The organism is Pseudoalteromonas sp. SG44-1 (assembly GCF_014164315.1).
GTDB classification, from domain to species: Bacteria; Pseudomonadota; Gammaproteobacteria; order Enterobacterales; family Alteromonadaceae; genus Pseudoalteromonas; species Pseudoalteromonas rhizosphaerae.
This window is the reverse complement of record NZ_JACJEW010000001.1, coordinates 1-15133: the sequence shown is the minus strand read 5'-3', so window position 1 is coordinate 15133 and position 15133 is coordinate 1. Positions and strand designations below refer to the sequence as shown.

Below are 15133 nucleotides of genomic sequence, written 5' to 3'. Positions count from 1 at the left end.
ACAACATTTATAAAGCGTGTAATAACGCGCTTTATAAAAAACGCTCCATGATAGCGGAGGCGATTTGCGTAGCTATTCCACATCCCCACATATATGCACGTTGGATCGGGTAACCTCTAAAAATCCAACGCTTTCTAACATGATTAAAATTACTTAAATAATCAGCTTTGGCATCTGGCAGAGGTTGATCAGCAAGCTTTGCCCATGCTTTATAAACACCCGACATATCTGCACCACGCATAAATTGCTGTAACCAGCGAGGAAATCGCGCGTATCGTATCGTCGACTGAAAATCGATGATATACGGTTTACCATCATCACTACAAAGCACATTACCCAAATTGCGCAAATCTAAATGTACAACTCCTCGGCGATGCATTAATGCAACCAGTCGTTCAAAATCTTTAAAAAAACTAACGGGTAGCACTTCTTTTTGTTGTACTAACTGTTTAAGTGGTGTGCCTGTAATATAGTCATAGGCAACAGCAATCGGCGATAATCGTAAAAATCGCCCACTCACTCCAGTTATGCCAGCTAAACGAGCCAGCCCTTTATACTCTTGATTCACCGACAAAGGCGCAAAGGTTTTTCTGATCCACCAAGGGCTATGTTGAAAATCTTTAATTACTAAATCGAGTTGCTGATCGGTATAACGATAGACAATAGCATTTGCAAAACGTCCAGTATGAACAACATTTAAATTTTCGGCTGCAAACTGATGTTCTGGAAATTGCTGCTGTAACTGCATTAATAAAGTAGCTTCGATCATAACACCCTGCGATTTGTTAAATATAAATGCCTAGGCAACTATATTATCAAATCTCTGCACTCACAGCAATATAACCCTTAGCTAGATTTACGATTTCAAATTATGAATTGCTCTAAATAACAGCTTTGCCAACAGTTTTTTCTCATCATCAGAAAAGTCGATTAGTGCTGTGCGGTAAATATTATTCACAATAGGGAGTATTTCAGGGTAAAGCTGTTGGCCTTTTTCAGTAAGGCATAATAGCGTAGAGCGGCGATCTTCTGCGGATTGTTGTTTTGCAACTAAGCCTTTTTCTTCTAAACGAGACAACAAACGGCTCATCGCGCCACGATCATAAACCATATGCTCACATAGCTCTGCCAAAGTATGCACTTTGCCTCGAGCTAATAGCACCACAACAATATATTGCGCCGAAGTTAAATCCATTGGCGTAAGGCCAGCATCTAGATGGGTTACTAAATTTGACCGTAAATAAGCAACTAACCGACCCAGATCTTGAACGGGATCAAGATCATCAATACAACATTGTACAAGTGAAGCGGATTCTTTCATAAATTCTCAAAAACTGCGTGAAGGTCACTCATTGACCGTTAATAGCTATAATAATTCAATCAAACATAATTGCGTAGTGACACCTAATTAGTGTAGCGTCGAACAAGCTAACTAATGTTATTGAGGAATACATGCAAAGTAAACAACGAGATGTTATCAAGTATATTGCCATACTTATACTGCTACTACTTTGCTGGTCAAAGCAATTTAACAGCTATGTCATGGATTTTCTTGACCAAACCTTAGTGCAGTCATCATTAGTTTATGCTTCTGCACGCAGTGTTAACGGCATTATTTCTTTATTACAGTCGGCTGAAGTCGGTATTGGTATAGCAAGCATAGCGCCTGCGCAATTGCTTGATCCGGTGAACGATTTAGCCGAATACATTGCCGATGCGATGCGCATATCATTAGGCTCACTGTTTATCCAGCGGATTTTATTTACTATTTCATCAGGGGTATTTTTTAGCGCCTTGTTTACCGCCGGCGTCATTAGTTATTTAGTCTGTGATTATTTTGGGTATTTAAAACAGCTTAAAGGAAAGTTACTAGCCAGCCTGATTTTAGTGCGGTTTTTAATTCCATTTGTAGTACTTGCAACTGGGCTTGCCAGCCAAGCCTTTCTAGATGAAGAAATTAATTATCAAAATCAATATGTTGAAAAGACCGTTGACACACTTAGCGTACAGGCTAATGCGACCTCCACATTATCAGCACAACTGAGCGCAAAAATTAATAGTGACAAGCAAACAACCCTCGATGAACTCGAACTTATTGCCGTTCAGCAACAGCAATTAAAAGCAATTATTACAGATAACCAACAGCAGCTTGAGCAATTAAATAAGCAAATTGATGCCATTCAAACGACCCGCAGTTTAGCCGAAAAACTCACCTTAACAGAGCTTCCCGAGGCTAAACCATTACTGCAAAAACAGCGCGAGTTAAAGCAACAACAAGCATCTATCAACAATCAGTTCGCCGCGTTATATCAACAGAAAGCTCAGCTGCAACAACAGCTGCATGATTATAACGACCAACTAGCAGGTAATTCTGGCAATTTAATCAGCAAAGTCGTTGATACCGTTACCACTGGCATTACCGATATGGCTAATTCTTTAGAGGGCTTATTTATTGAATTTTTAAACTTAGTGTCGTTACTAATCATCAAATTATTTATTATGCCTTTGCTATTCTTATATTTATTTAGTAAAGCATTTAAAGCTATTTGGCAACGTTCCGTGCTACAAGCATTAGCGCAAATGAAAACAGAAATACACACCGCCATCACAGAAAAATAACCGCTATATCATGCTTAGGGTCACATCAGCTCAGCATGAAAGCGATGCCCTAATGCGCCATTTAAAAACTAAAAATTAAAAATAAAAACAAATAAAAACATATAGATAAAATAAAAAGCATTGAATAAAAGGAAACCTAAATAGCTTTACTCTCACTGCAGAAGTCTTTCTTTTGTCACGGTTTTGTCATAAAAGTTATTTAGCTTGCATCGCATACATAGCTAACTTAGGACTTTACTTGTGCCAACACTTAAACCACTTGCTTATGCACTGAGCATATTAACACTCACAGCAACATTAGGCGCTTGCAGCAGCCAAGATGTTAATTCCACTCAACCAAACCAAACTACACTAAAGCTTAACAGCACACCATTTTGGCAACAAAATAATATTCAAGGATCGCAAGCTGCTTGGCTTTTTGATGATGTATGGTTACTAGCCAGTGAAAGCCAAGGCTTAATTGTTGTAGAGCAAAATAAACAACATAGCGAAGTACTTAAAGCGGGTAACTTTGAAACTCTGTCAGTGCGTACTATTGGCGATAATCGCTTTTTAGTAACCAGTATTGATAACGAACGTGATCTGGTTGCCGTTTTCACCCTAACTCAAAGTAACGGCAACTGGCAACTAACGGAGCACACACCGATTGTTGCACCGCAAGCAAAACCTGAAGCGGTCTGCCTATTTAACAATCACAATACGGGGAGTATTTCTGCTTTTGTTGCTGATGTTCGCGGCTTAATGCGCGAAACCTTAATTTATAACTTTGCCACAGAGCAAACCACTAACATGGCGGTCCGAGAATTTGCCGGTGTAAATGAAGCTGCGGGTTGTGCGGTTAATGATGTAAGCCAGCAATTATTTATCAGTGAAGAAGAACTTGGCATTTGGCAAATGAACGCCAATGCAGAATCTTCAGCGAGTAAACAACCCCTTACCATGGTTGCTCCCTTTGGTGAACTGGCCAGCGGTATTGGCGCATTAACCACCAGCACTGATGGCAGCCTCTGGTTTACTAGCAGCAGCAATAACACCCTATACCGATATAATCCAGAGCAAGGTATACAACAAAAGTGGCGTGTCTCTGGAGATCTCAGTATTGGTTCTGTGGTAATTGATAATAACGCCACTACTGCTCAAGCCATTATGTATGACGATGAAAGTGGCGCGTACCGCAGCAGCCAGTTAATTTTAGACCCAATCACCAGTACGACAAAAACCAACACCACCACTGCAAAAACAGCACATGTGTATGCAAACGTGCAAACGACACCAGTTGCAGCATTTGGTGATGCCGCAGACGATCCAGCCATCTGGGTGCATCCAACCGACGCCGCTAAAAGCTTGATCATTGGCACCGATAAACGTCGCGGACTGATGATCTATAACTTAGCTGGAGAGCAAATTCAAAGCCTTGACGTAGGTAGAGTTAACAATGTTGACGTTCGTCAAAGTAGTAATATCAACAACCCAACTCACACTCTAATTGCAGCCAGTAACCGTAGTGAAAATAGCATTAGTTTGTTCACTGTCGACATACAAAACAGCGTACACCACTTAGGTAGCGTGGCTACCAATTTGAGTGAGATTTATGGCTTATGCATGTATTCATCGAAATCAGGTGACTATGTATTTGTGAATGATAAATCAGGGTTATATCAGCAATATAAAATAACCAGCCAACAGCAACAAGTCTCGGGCAAACTGGTGCGCGAATTTAATCTACCTAGCCAACCAGAAGGCTGTAGTAGTGACGATAAAAATGGGGAACTTTTTGCCGGTGAGGAAGACGCTGGTATTTGGTTTATCCAAGCAGAGCCTGATTCACAGCAAGCGCCTATTTTATTGCAATCCGTGAATGAAATGCTAGTTGATGATGTAGAAGGTATGGAGATTTATCATGGTAAAGACGAGCGCTTATTAGTGGTATCTAGCCAAGGTGACAATAGTTATGTCGTGTATCGCATAAATAAAGGTGAAAAACACCCTACCCTTGAGTTTGTCAGTAAGTTTAATATTCTTGCAAACTTAAATAACGGTATTGATGGCGTGTCAGAAACCGATGGCTTAACCGTTACAGCCAAACCGCTGCCTGGCTACCCTCTTGGCGTATTAATAGTGCAAGATGGCTACAATCGTATGCCACAGCAACCACAAAATTTTAAACTGGTGGATTGGCGCCAAGTACATTCACTTATCCATGGCGATGTTAAGTAAACTAAACAAATATAGCCGTCACTTGGCGGCTATATTACCGTTGTTAACCACCAAATAACTAACACCAACACAGTCAAACCAAGCATTGCTTTGGTTTTATGTTTTGTAATAATTCGCTCCGCTTGATTGCCAGCATAATACACCACCAGCGCCAGACCAAAATACCGAATTGAACGGGCAATAGTCGTCGCAATTAAAAACATTATTAATGAATATTTGGTGGCACCCGCTGCGAGCATAGCTATTTGAAAAGGAATTGGCACTATCCCCAACATTATTACAAACCAAAAACCTTGCTGCTGCATTTGTTGTTCTACGTGTTCAAACTGCTCTGGATTTGAAAAGGTATTGATCACCCAATCGCCAACCGCATCAAACAAGTAATAGCCAAGCGCGTAACCAAACAAAGCCCCAATAATACAGCCTAAAGTCGCCATTAAGGCGATTAGCCAAAGCTTTTCACGCCGCGCTTGCATCAACGGCACCAATACTGCTTCAAGAGGAATAGGAACTATTGTTGACTCTAAAAATGAAGCCGCCGTTATGCTGGTTAACATATGCTTTGAATCAATAAATTGTCGTGTTTTTTGCTTTAAGCGCTGCATAACAGCCATAGTATCACCTTGGTAGTGCTTATAAGTTATATTTATAAGCATATTGCAAGCTCAATACCAGCCTTGCATAATAAATAAGTGCATTGTTTTATAAGCATTTTTTAATAAATATTAACAGGAACAGGCAAATAAATTTAACTGATAGTGTAAAAACCCCCAATTAAAATTGTAAATTTTACTGTAATCAATCGCTTAGGGATTAAGCAATGTAATATTGGCTACGGCCACTATTTTTCGCTTTGTACAAGGCTTGATCAGCACGTTTAACTACCTCATTAAACGCTTCTTCTGGGGCCTTAAATGACACACCAATACCTACACTTACCGTTCGATTAGCAGCAAGTTCAATGGTATGTGCAAGTGATAGTAATTGCTCACTTAAATCGCAGGCTTTTGGTCGGTCATCGCCGGGCAGGTATATTGCAAACTCTTCACCACCTAAACGTGCAAAGACACTATTATTAGGTAAAGCTTTGGCATATAAAGATGATAATTCGATCAGTACTTGATCCCCCCTATCGTGACCAAACTGATCATTAATCACTTTAAAAAAATCGATATCAATAAGCAAAATTGTATACGGGGCTGATTGATTTTTTTGCATATATTGATAAAAAAATTGGCGGTTCGCTATTTGGGTTAAGTAATCAGTGATCAGCTCTTTTGATAACTGCTGCTGCACACTTGTTAAATCGCCTATAGTTAACTTTAAACCATAACAAGTAAACAACATGCCTGCAGTACGTAAAACATCCTCAACATAAATACCAATAAACAAAGGCTGGATCAGCACTTCATCAAGTAGATCAAAGGTTAAACCCGCTGACCACAATAATAAACCGATGCTTAAATTAACATAAGCAAAAACTGATAAGTTGGCCCTTTGGACAATGATAAAAATAGCCACCACAATTAATAGGTTAATTGCGTCGGTAAGTACACCATTAAAAAAAATACTGTTATCTAATTCAGGATAGAAATAAATATACGAGGTAACTATTAAAAACAGAGTAACTACAAATACAGCTGAAAACACGGGTTGTAAGGTGTTTTTTGCAGTTTGTTGTTGAAGTTTATTATCACTGTATTTCATACACGTTTCGCTGATTAAGTGAGCGCTATATTAAATAACGCTATCACAAGCTAATGAATATATAGCTTTTAAATACAACTGCCGTTTTATATCACTGGAGCTGATTTTTTAAGTTCCTAACACCAGCACCAACCTGAGTTTACACACCTAAACAAGGTATTTTAACCACAGCATTTTTTGTATTTTTTATTACTGCCACACGAACATGGATCATTACGTTGTGGTGTTTTTTCAAAAACTTGAGTAACAGGTTTATTAAGTACAATATCTAAAGGAGTAATATCTTCAGCAAGCGTACTATCAACACGAATATCTGCAAATAAATCATTAGCTATCAAAATAGCGTTTATTTCAAGCTCACGTGCAGCGCTTTGCACCTGTAAAACGAGCGGATTTTCTTCGCTACCAGGTTTTACTTTCGGTTTAGGCTGATAAGTACCTTGATTATTTTTACCCATAATATCGGGCTTACCACGATAGAAAAATTTTGACACCTGCGTTCCTAACTGTCATTTAAAGCAACTCACCGCGAGTAGCTAAAGGCTGCGCAGTCTAACAGAATTTAATGCTGTTAGCGCGCATCTTTAAAATCGATAATGAAGCTAATAAACTTTAGTCGTCTTCAGGTGCTTGTGCTGCTTTTATTCGCTCTTGGTTTTCTTGCATTTGCTCAAATGCAGCTTTGATTTCATCAAGCACTGAATCAACATCAGCCTCAGCATGGTTATCTGCAACCTCACCGTAAAGAACAGTTTCTGCTGTTAATTCACCCGCTTGATACAAAGCCCACATTTCTTCACCAAAACGCGTATCGAGTATTTCTGGTGCGTACTGCCCGTAATACAAGCGCATATTGCGTACATCACGTAAAAACATTTCTTGCGCATTGTTATTCGCCGCCGCATTTACTGCCTGCGGTAAATCAATCACCACCGGACCGTAGCTATCTACTAACACATTAAATTCAGACAAATCACCATGCACAATACCCGCACATAGCATTAAGCGAATGTAATGAACCATAGTAGCGTGATCTTCAATTGCCTGCTCAGCAGTTAAACTCACATCATTTAAACGCGGCGCAACATCACCATCATTATCGGTGACTAAATCCATGATCAGTACACCATCGTAACAACCATGAGGTTGTGGTACTTTTACGCCAACCCGAGAAAGCGTGAAAAGCGCATCTACTTCCGCATTTTGCCACACGTTTTCTTGTTCTTTACGACCAAACTTAGAGCCTTTTTCCATCGCACGACCGCGGCGGCTATTCCTTACTTTACGTCCTTCTTGGTATTTTACTGCTTGTTTAAAACTTCGGTGTTGTACATCTTTGTACACTTTCGCACAGCGAATATGCTCGCCACAGCGAACCACATAAACCGAGGCTTCTTTTCCACTCATTAATTGGCTGATGACTTCATCAACGATACCGTCTTCTATTAACGGTAAAATCTGTTTTGGCGTTTTCATGACACTCTTATACCGTACTTAGGCATACCTTGTAATCTTCTCGCAAACTATTTTATCTGACAGACCCTTACGTTAAAGCAAAAGCAGACGAAAACCAATGCTAATAAGCGCACAATTGACCTTATCAAGCATGTTAAAGAACAAAAAACTTGACTAAATCGGCTAAATCCACAAACTGCGAAGTTAACAGCCCAAATTATACTTACTTTATATGAATTCAGAAATACGCTATCGCTTCCAATCTGGTCAAATCGCTAATCGTTTTTTAAACGAATTAAAGCATTGGCCTGTCGCCCGAGTAAAAACAAAACTTCTTAATGGTGGTTTTGACGTTAAAGTAAATTATCAATTCGATGGCGCGGGGTTTGATTACACTTGCGCAGAACTTGATGAATTAGCCGCAAAACATGCCGGTGAAGAAGTTAGCTAAGTATATTAAGCATACAGCAATATACATTTTGAGTTCTCTCAGCTATGTTATTAAATCTTAAATCAATAACATATAGGCACTGCAATGAATAACCCACATTCAGATCACATTCCTCAAGAAGCCTTTGATTGGTACGATGAATACGCTCATGGCAAAATGGATAGACGCACGTTTATGAAAAAACTTGGTGGCTTAGTCGCCCTTGGTTATTCAATGACAGTGCTCACGTCAGCGTTATTACCAAATTATGCCTTAGCCGAACAAGTTTCGTTTAATGATGAATCAATTAAAGCAACTTATCAAAGTTTTGATTCTCCCAATGGTCATAGCAAAGGACAAGGTTATTTAGTAGTGCCAACGCAATTAAAGGGCAAGCGCCCGGTAGTCTTAGTGGTGCATGAAAACCGAGGCTTAAACCCTTATGTAAAAGATGTGGCCCGTCGTTTAGCCAAAGCGGGTTTTGTCGCTTTTGCACCCGATGCGCTATTTCCGCTAGGTGGTTATCCGGGTAATGATGACGAAGGGCGAGCCATGCAAAGCTCAATGGATAAAGAGAAAATTCAAAATGATTTTGTTGCCGCAGCCCACTATTTAAAATCACACCCACTCAGTAATGGTAAACTTGGTGCCGTTGGATTTTGTTTTGGCGGTTATATTGTCAATTACCTCGCTGCGGTTGATTCATCATTATTAAGCGCTGGAGTACCATTTTACGGCACGCCCGCCAGCGAAGCTCTGCGCAAAAATATTAAAGCCCCGTTAATGATCCAATTAGCCGAGCTTGATGAGCGCGTAAATGCAACATGGCCTGACTATGAGCGCGATTTAAAAAGTCTCAATGTAGATTACAAAATGTATATGTATAAAGATGCCAATCACGGTTTTCATAATGACTCAACGGGCCGTTACGATAAACCGAATGCAGAACTTGCATGGCAACGAACTTTAGCATTTTTTGAGCAACACCTTGTTTAATTATATCTTGTTTAATTGCATCTAGTTTAATTGCACCTTGATTAATTGCATAATGGTTAGTGCCAAGCATAATAAGCTAGCACTAACTTCATTCAGAATTAAGTACTTCAGTTAAGAAAAATCACCGACTCTATGACTAAATTTTTTCTCCTAAAATACATCGCTTTTTTTAGTGGATGTGTTGCTTGTTTTACCCTTCATACGCAATTTGCAGTGCCTGCGGTTATTGCATCTTGCCTAACCGGACTTATTGGCAGCTTTATTCCTTTTCCAAAACAGTATGCAAATCATCCTTACGCAGCTGTTTATGCTGGTAGTTTTGCTGGAATGTGCTCTCAGGGGTTGATTAATACCTATTGGGAATTAGCAATTATTTCATTGATTGGGGCTATTTTATACGTACTGACGACTAAAGTGTTTACTGGCTTTGGTGGTAAATTAGGAAGTATTGCCTTTATTAGTGTTGCTTTGTTTGTATTAGCTAAAGGGCTCGCGGCATGAGTTTATCATCAGTAACACTTGCTTTACTTGGCGCGTTTTTGACCTTTTATTTAGCTAAGCATAACCGTCTAGATGCGATTAGAGCGTCAGCAATTTTAGCTATTATCGCTTACCTTATTTTACTTACCACCGAGTTCAACGCAGAGCTATATAGCAGCATTTTTTTTGGTGGAACATTTATAGGCATGAGCGCACCAAAACGCTTTGGTATTTACACGCTGTTTTCTGCCAGTGTTATTTTTTCGATTTTGTTTGATAATTTAGTGCCTTACCTTAGTAATTTTGGCGGAGCTTTGGGCATAAGTGGATTTTTGTCGATATGTGTCTGCCAAATAGCGATTGTACTAGGCGCTCCTCGCAGTAAAAAACGCCACTAGTTGAGATGCGCTTTGTGGCAATTAAACTAAATAAAACACATAATTTTTTACTTAAAATAGTCTACAAATCAGCTTAAATTGTAGATTTTTAATAACGATGAAACGTATTATACCGTATTGATACAGAGCGAAATAACAGGATAGTTATGCCAAATCGTTTATTTATATTAAGTTGTATAGCACTACTTAATGGCTGCACAACGTTAAGTCAAGATGAGTGTAAAGTCGCTAATTGGCAAAGTTTAGGTTATGAGCACGGCGTAAACGGTGGTGATTATGCCGATGGCATAACAAAGATCGCGGCGTGTAACGATTACAATATTACCCCAAATATAGCACAATTCAAAAGTAGCTACGAACGTGGTTTAGCGGTGTATTGTCAACCTGAAAACGGCTTTACTCTTGCTATGCGTGGAGTCTCGTATAACGGTGTATGTAACAGCCGTGCATTTCGAAAAGCGTGGGAAGAAGGTAACGACCGTTATCAAATTCAACAACGTCGTATAGAAATTGATAACCGTCTAACCGAGCTAAAACAACAACTCTCTGAAACTAATCAGCAATTAAACAGCAATAACATCACGCAAACGCAGCGTAAAGAGTTAAATACACAGCAACGCCAATTAGAACGTGAGTTAAAGGACTTAAGACGCGAAAAATCCTTATTACCACTATTGAATAAAGCCTCAACAGTTGAAATTACCTTTCCTTAATTACCTTCTGCCCAGCCTGTAATAATAGGGCTGGGTTAATACAAAAAGCTAAAGCAAAATTCAGATAAAAAAAAGCCACTGTAATTTATGTGAATAAGTCTTAACTTGAACTGTCAAAGCAAGTCTGAGCCAGTAAACACTGCTCGAGTTTAACTAATTCTGACAATATATTAAGAGCTTTATAGTAGCGATGAAAGCCCTCACGCAGAGGGCTTTGAATCCTTATAAAAAATAATGCGGCAGAGCACCAAGATTAGCTGAAAATTAAAGAAACATACCGCCAGACGCTTCAATTCGCTGTCCCGTAATCCAGCCGCTGCCTTCACTAAGCAACATGGCAACGGCTTTACCAATATCGTCAGCCTCCCCAACCCGACCCAAAGCGGTAACAGATGCCACCATTTGGTTCACTTGTTGGTTGTCACGCACATTACCACCGCCAAAGTCTGTCGCAATAGCACCGGGTGCCAAGGTATTTACGCGAATTTGTCGGTTTGCGAACTCTTTTGCCATATAGCGTGTCATGACTTCGACTGCACCTTTGGCCATCGCGTAGGCACTTGAACCTGGCATATTAAACCGTGCCAAACCTGAAGAAACATTGAGAATATGACCGCCGTCTTTAATATGCGGTAATAATGCTTGCGTTAAAAAGAAAGGTCCCTTTACATGGATTGCCAGCATATTTTCTAGCTCTTCATAAGTGGTTTCTTCAACACTTGCCCGTAAACCTACGCCAGCGTTATTTAACAAATAATCGAAATCGCTTCGTGCAAATTCATTGCTCAACAATCCGTCAACCTGACTAACAAATTCAAGAATGGCATCAAAATCGCGCGTATCCAATTGAAGGGCAAGGGCTTTTTGGCCTTTTTGTTGAATCTCTTCAATCACATCTTGTGCCGCTTGAACATTATTGTGATAAGTAAAAATAACGTCTATGCCTTTGTCAGCTAACGCTAAAGCACTGTTTCTTCCTAACCCACGGCTAGCACCAGTAATAATTGCTAATTTATTCATCACTCTCTCCAATCTATTCTGTAACAATTTTAAAACCTTAAACCATAGCGGCTCTGACCACGTAGAACAGAGTAGATAATTTATTGTGTTCGATATACATGACAAAAGTGATAACATTGTTCGGATAAAACAAACAAAGGTAGAAGATGTGGACAAATTTGAAGCCATGCAGCGCTTTGTATTGGTTGCTCAATTTGGCAGCTTTACCAAGGCAGCAGACGCACTTGGCCTGCCAAAGTCAAGCGTATCAAGTGCTATTCAAGGGCTTGAAAGTGAATTAGGCACGCGGCTTTTTCATCGCAGCACGCGCAGCGTCACCTTAACTCAAGACGGCGAGACTTACTTACCACAGTGCCAAGTACTGCTCGCCGAGTTAGACGCTTTGGCAAGCCAGTTCCAACGTAACTCTGATGATGTTCGCGGGGTACTCAGAGTCGACATGCCTAGTCGTTTTGCCACTACGGTTGTCATTCCGCATTTATCCTACTTCCTCGAAAAATACCCCAACATACGCCTAAAAATCAGCAGCGCAGATTATCGAGTTGATATAATTAAAGAAAGCATTGATTGCGTCATTCGAGTGGGTAATCTTGACGATAGCAGCCTTATCGCTCGCCCATTAACGCTGTACCGAAGCGTAAACTGTGTGTCGCCAAGCTATGTTGAAAAATATGGTATTCCACAGAGTCTTGCAGAATTAGCCAATCATAAACTGATCGAATATTCTCATACGCTTGGTAATCTCGATGCCCAATTTGAATACATGGAAGGCGACAAGGTAAAACAACAATCCATGCCAAGTAGCCTAGCGGTTAATGGCACAGATGCTTATTTAGATGCTTGCTTAGCAGGGCTTGGCATTGCCCAACTCCCCGCGATTGGTGCAGAAAACCTCATCAAGAAAGGCCTACTAATTTCTGTCCTACCTCAATTTGAAGCCGAGCCAATGCCGGTGTCTTTACTCTATTCATCACGTAGACAACCAACTAAACGCCTAACTGTCTTTATGGATTGGCTGCAATCAATCACCCTAGCAAGATAATAAAAGTCACAGCGCTTTGGGTCACGTTATTGAAAAACACCTATTGTGAAAAACGCCTTATACATGTTCCAAAAAAGTTTATTTGAAAATATTTTAATAACTAAACCTTTTAAGTAGTCACACTCTCAATATAATTCTCTGCTTCCCAGTTAAGGGCACTATGAAATATAAACAGCATTTTTGAAATCTTGATGGTTATCGCTCACAGCCGTAATATCGGCAAAGTGGTAGAAAGCTGCAGACGCCTTGTAGTGACTAAGGAACGAAAAGGCGTTCCGACAGACTGCGTTTATTATGCATTACTCGGCACCGATGTCTTCTTTGACTTTATTGTTTAGCTTAACAAAATCTCTGATGAGCTGATCGCAGACCGTCTTCTCTGCACCGCATCTCGCGCTTGTTTCTATGTAAATAGAACCACCTTTTTCAACGACCTCCCGCTTAACATAAGATGGATGAGCGGGATGAGATTCCGGTGTAAACGAATAAAGAGCGCGCTCAGATTTCACTTCAGCTATTTGCCAGCCGCGCTCAACCCTGACATTAACTTCCGGATTGGATTTTAATTGAGATAATAGCTCATTCACACCAAGCCCTGAGTTGTTCTGACCTTGATAACCAAGATCTTCCTTCACGGGAGTGGTCGAACTACAGCCCATTAACATTACAATTAAAAATAGACTTAAGAGCTTCATTCTAGATTCCATTTTTTGCATAACGAGCCTGTAGATTAACTCATTTTTTTATTTGTTTTTATTAATAAACAAACCATAGCCGAGTTCCTATTTTGATTCAATTAGTTACTCTGATGATACGTAAAATATAAAAAGGATTTGCTGTTGCTTTAATTGGCGTTTTGCAAGGTATTACAGGGCTTTAGTGATTTTTTAAGTTGGAAAGGGCTCAAAAAAATTAACATTGCGCTAGGTAATGACTATTTAGCTTCACAAGGCTTAGTGTCATTGAGAGATATTTAGATCGATATTCATTACGGGAGATAAACCGACCATTGCTTTTCTTGTTAATAAAAATGCATGATGGGTGGTGTGGGGACTGGAGGTTAGAGACCTCCGGCTACCCGATTAGCTTTAAACTAGCACCCGAACCGGATTATAGTCCACCACCGAATAGTCTACGTTTAACTCATTTGTAAAAGGTTCTTCATAAACTTTCGCGTCATAACCAATGAATTCAAAGCCATTAGACTTAAGCTCAGAAAAAACTTTAACTACTGCGGATGTAAATATTGGAATTAAATTTATATATATCTGATTTAGCGGATACCTGTTAGATTTTGCATGCTCAATGATTTTATCAAATTTAAGTTGAGCCATTATTTTTTGAAGTAGATCTGATTTCTGTTTTGGCTTAATTCTATTTTCTAGAAAAGGTGAATTTAAAGAATCATCTAATCTTAATAAGATATCTTCAAGCTTATAGTAATAGTTCATTACAGGTGGTCTATTACAAACTCTATTAGATGCTAATAGAAATTCAGCACCGTTATTTCTCTCAAGCCCACCATAAATCAACATTTCTTTATTCCAACTAATAAATAAATCATGATCTCTATGATGAATCGCGTTTCTAATTAAAATTAACAATGCAGTATCAGCATTACTAAAATAATCAAAATCAGATTTTGTTACATCGTATAAGCTATGAAAAGCTTCTAATTTACTTTCAAATGCCCTATCTAGGTTATTGATGGCTTCTTCTTTATCAATCAATTTCAACCGTTCAAAGTTGAATTTAGCTTCACCATACATTCTCATCGTATTGGACAGCTTATCGACCGCTATTTGTTTTATTTTCATAGATACTCAAATTTACGCGTTTAAAGCTAACGCCGCACTAAGCGGACTAAAATAGTGGGTTGCAATGTGTAGCGAAGCGAAACCTAACCTACTGTTTTAGTTCCGTTTAAGTGCCTTGTGTACGCCCGACATGGGCATTGACTTATGAGGTGAAAGTCCTCTGTAGGAAGATCACCGTTTAAATAACATACTGTTATTAAACGATAACTACTAGCGAATGGCAAGGGCTAAATCGCGAG

The 15133-nt window shown here is 39.5% G+C and carries 17 protein-coding genes; 8 read left to right on the top strand and 9 right to left on the bottom strand.

All coding sequences use genetic code 11. The features are described from left to right. Window positions 1-31: 31 nt before the first annotated feature. Entirely contained in the window at window positions 32-769 is a 738-nt protein-coding gene (locus tag H5187_RS00085; protein WP_182794059.1) for an RIO1 family regulatory kinase/ATPase, read from the bottom strand. Window positions 770-856: 87 nt separating this feature from the next. After that, on the bottom strand, window positions 857-1321 hold the full coding sequence (locus H5187_RS00080) for a MarR family winged helix-turn-helix transcriptional regulator (RefSeq protein WP_149980919.1): 465 nt from the start codon (window positions 1319-1321) through the stop codon (window positions 857-859). A 131-nt stretch (window positions 1322-1452) separates the two neighbouring features. Here H5187_RS00080 and H5187_RS00075 point away from each other — a divergent pair, with 131 nt between their 5' ends. Beyond that, entirely contained in the window at window positions 1453-2619 is a 1167-nt protein-coding gene (locus H5187_RS00075; protein WP_182797422.1) for a hypothetical protein, read from the top strand. A 240-nt stretch (window positions 2620-2859) separates the two neighbouring features. Beyond that, a complete protein-coding gene (locus H5187_RS00070) occupies window positions 2860-4836 on the top strand; it encodes a phytase (RefSeq protein ID WP_182761662.1) in 1977 nt (658 codons plus the stop codon). Window positions 4837-4865: 29 nt separating this feature from the next. Here the strand turns inward: H5187_RS00070 and H5187_RS00065 are convergent, their stop codons facing one another. The 4 genes from H5187_RS00065 to H5187_RS00050 form a co-directional block, all read right to left on the bottom strand. Beyond that, window positions 4866-5450, bottom strand: coding sequence for a YqaA family protein (locus tag H5187_RS00065; RefSeq protein ID WP_145237660.1), 585 nt, complete (start codon window positions 5448-5450; stop codon window positions 4866-4868). A gap of 199 nt (window positions 5451-5649) precedes the next feature. After that, window positions 5650-6543 carry a GGDEF domain-containing protein gene (locus H5187_RS24485; protein WP_259401699.1) on the bottom strand — a complete coding sequence of 298 codons (894 nt, stop codon included), beginning with the start codon at window positions 6541-6543 and terminating at the stop codon, window positions 5650-5652. A gap of 161 nt (window positions 6544-6704) precedes the next feature. Further along, complete coding sequence (locus H5187_RS00055) at window positions 6705-7037, bottom strand: PBPRA1643 family SWIM/SEC-C metal-binding motif protein (RefSeq protein ID WP_145237663.1); 333 nt, start codon at window positions 7035-7037, stop codon at window positions 6705-6707. 118 nt (window positions 7038-7155) lie between these two features. Beyond that, window positions 7156-8019 carry a PA4780 family RIO1-like protein kinase gene (locus H5187_RS00050; RefSeq protein ID WP_145237666.1) on the bottom strand — a complete coding sequence of 288 codons (864 nt, stop codon included), beginning with the start codon at window positions 8017-8019 and terminating at the stop codon, window positions 7156-7158. A gap of 211 nt (window positions 8020-8230) precedes the next feature. On the opposite strand from H5187_RS00050, the gene H5187_RS00045 reads away from it, so the two are divergent. From H5187_RS00045 to H5187_RS00025, 5 genes are all read left to right on the top strand, one after another. Beyond that, window positions 8231-8449 carry a hypothetical protein gene (locus H5187_RS00045; protein WP_145237669.1) on the top strand — a complete coding sequence of 73 codons (219 nt, stop codon included), beginning with the start codon at window positions 8231-8233 and terminating at the stop codon, window positions 8447-8449. 84 nt (window positions 8450-8533) lie between these two features. Further along, on the top strand, window positions 8534-9424 hold the full coding sequence (locus H5187_RS00040; RefSeq protein WP_149980923.1) for a dienelactone hydrolase family protein: 891 nt from the start codon (window positions 8534-8536) through the stop codon (window positions 9422-9424). Window positions 9425-9556: 132 nt separating this feature from the next. Continuing rightward, window positions 9557-9925, top strand: coding sequence for a hypothetical protein (locus tag H5187_RS00035; RefSeq protein ID WP_179959150.1), 369 nt, complete (start codon window positions 9557-9559; stop codon window positions 9923-9925). Continuing rightward, window positions 9922-10302: a hypothetical protein gene (locus H5187_RS00030; protein WP_149980924.1), complete on the top strand. Its 381-nt coding sequence runs from the start codon at window positions 9922-9924 to the stop codon at window positions 10300-10302. Before H5187_RS00035 ends, H5187_RS00030 begins: the two co-directional genes overlap by 4 nt. A 146-nt stretch (window positions 10303-10448) precedes the next feature. Continuing rightward, window positions 10449-11015 (top strand): DUF2799 domain-containing protein, encoded by a 567-nt coding sequence (locus H5187_RS00025; protein ID WP_182797421.1) that lies wholly within the window; start codon window positions 10449-10451, stop codon window positions 11013-11015. Window positions 11016-11279: 264 nt separating this feature from the next. On the opposite strand, the gene H5187_RS00020 is transcribed toward H5187_RS00025, so the two are convergent. Then, complete coding sequence (locus H5187_RS00020; protein WP_220493205.1) at window positions 11280-12035, bottom strand: SDR family NAD(P)-dependent oxidoreductase; 756 nt, start codon at window positions 12033-12035, stop codon at window positions 11280-11282. 148 nt (window positions 12036-12183) lie between these two features. On the opposite strand from H5187_RS00020, the gene H5187_RS00015 reads away from it, so the two are divergent. Next, complete coding sequence (locus H5187_RS00015) at window positions 12184-13077, top strand: LysR family transcriptional regulator (RefSeq protein WP_182797419.1); 894 nt, start codon at window positions 12184-12186, stop codon at window positions 13075-13077. Between the two features lie 299 nt (window positions 13078-13376). Here H5187_RS00015 and H5187_RS00010 read toward each other — a convergent pair whose 3' ends face one another. Further along, window positions 13377-13772: a molecular chaperone DnaJ gene (locus H5187_RS00010; protein ID WP_182797418.1), complete on the bottom strand. Its 396-nt coding sequence runs from the start codon at window positions 13770-13772 to the stop codon at window positions 13377-13379. Between the two features lie 393 nt (window positions 13773-14165). Beyond that, complete coding sequence (locus tag H5187_RS00005; protein ID WP_182797417.1) at window positions 14166-14894, bottom strand: hypothetical protein; 729 nt, start codon at window positions 14892-14894, stop codon at window positions 14166-14168. Between the last annotated feature and the right edge of the window lie 239 nt (window positions 14895-15133).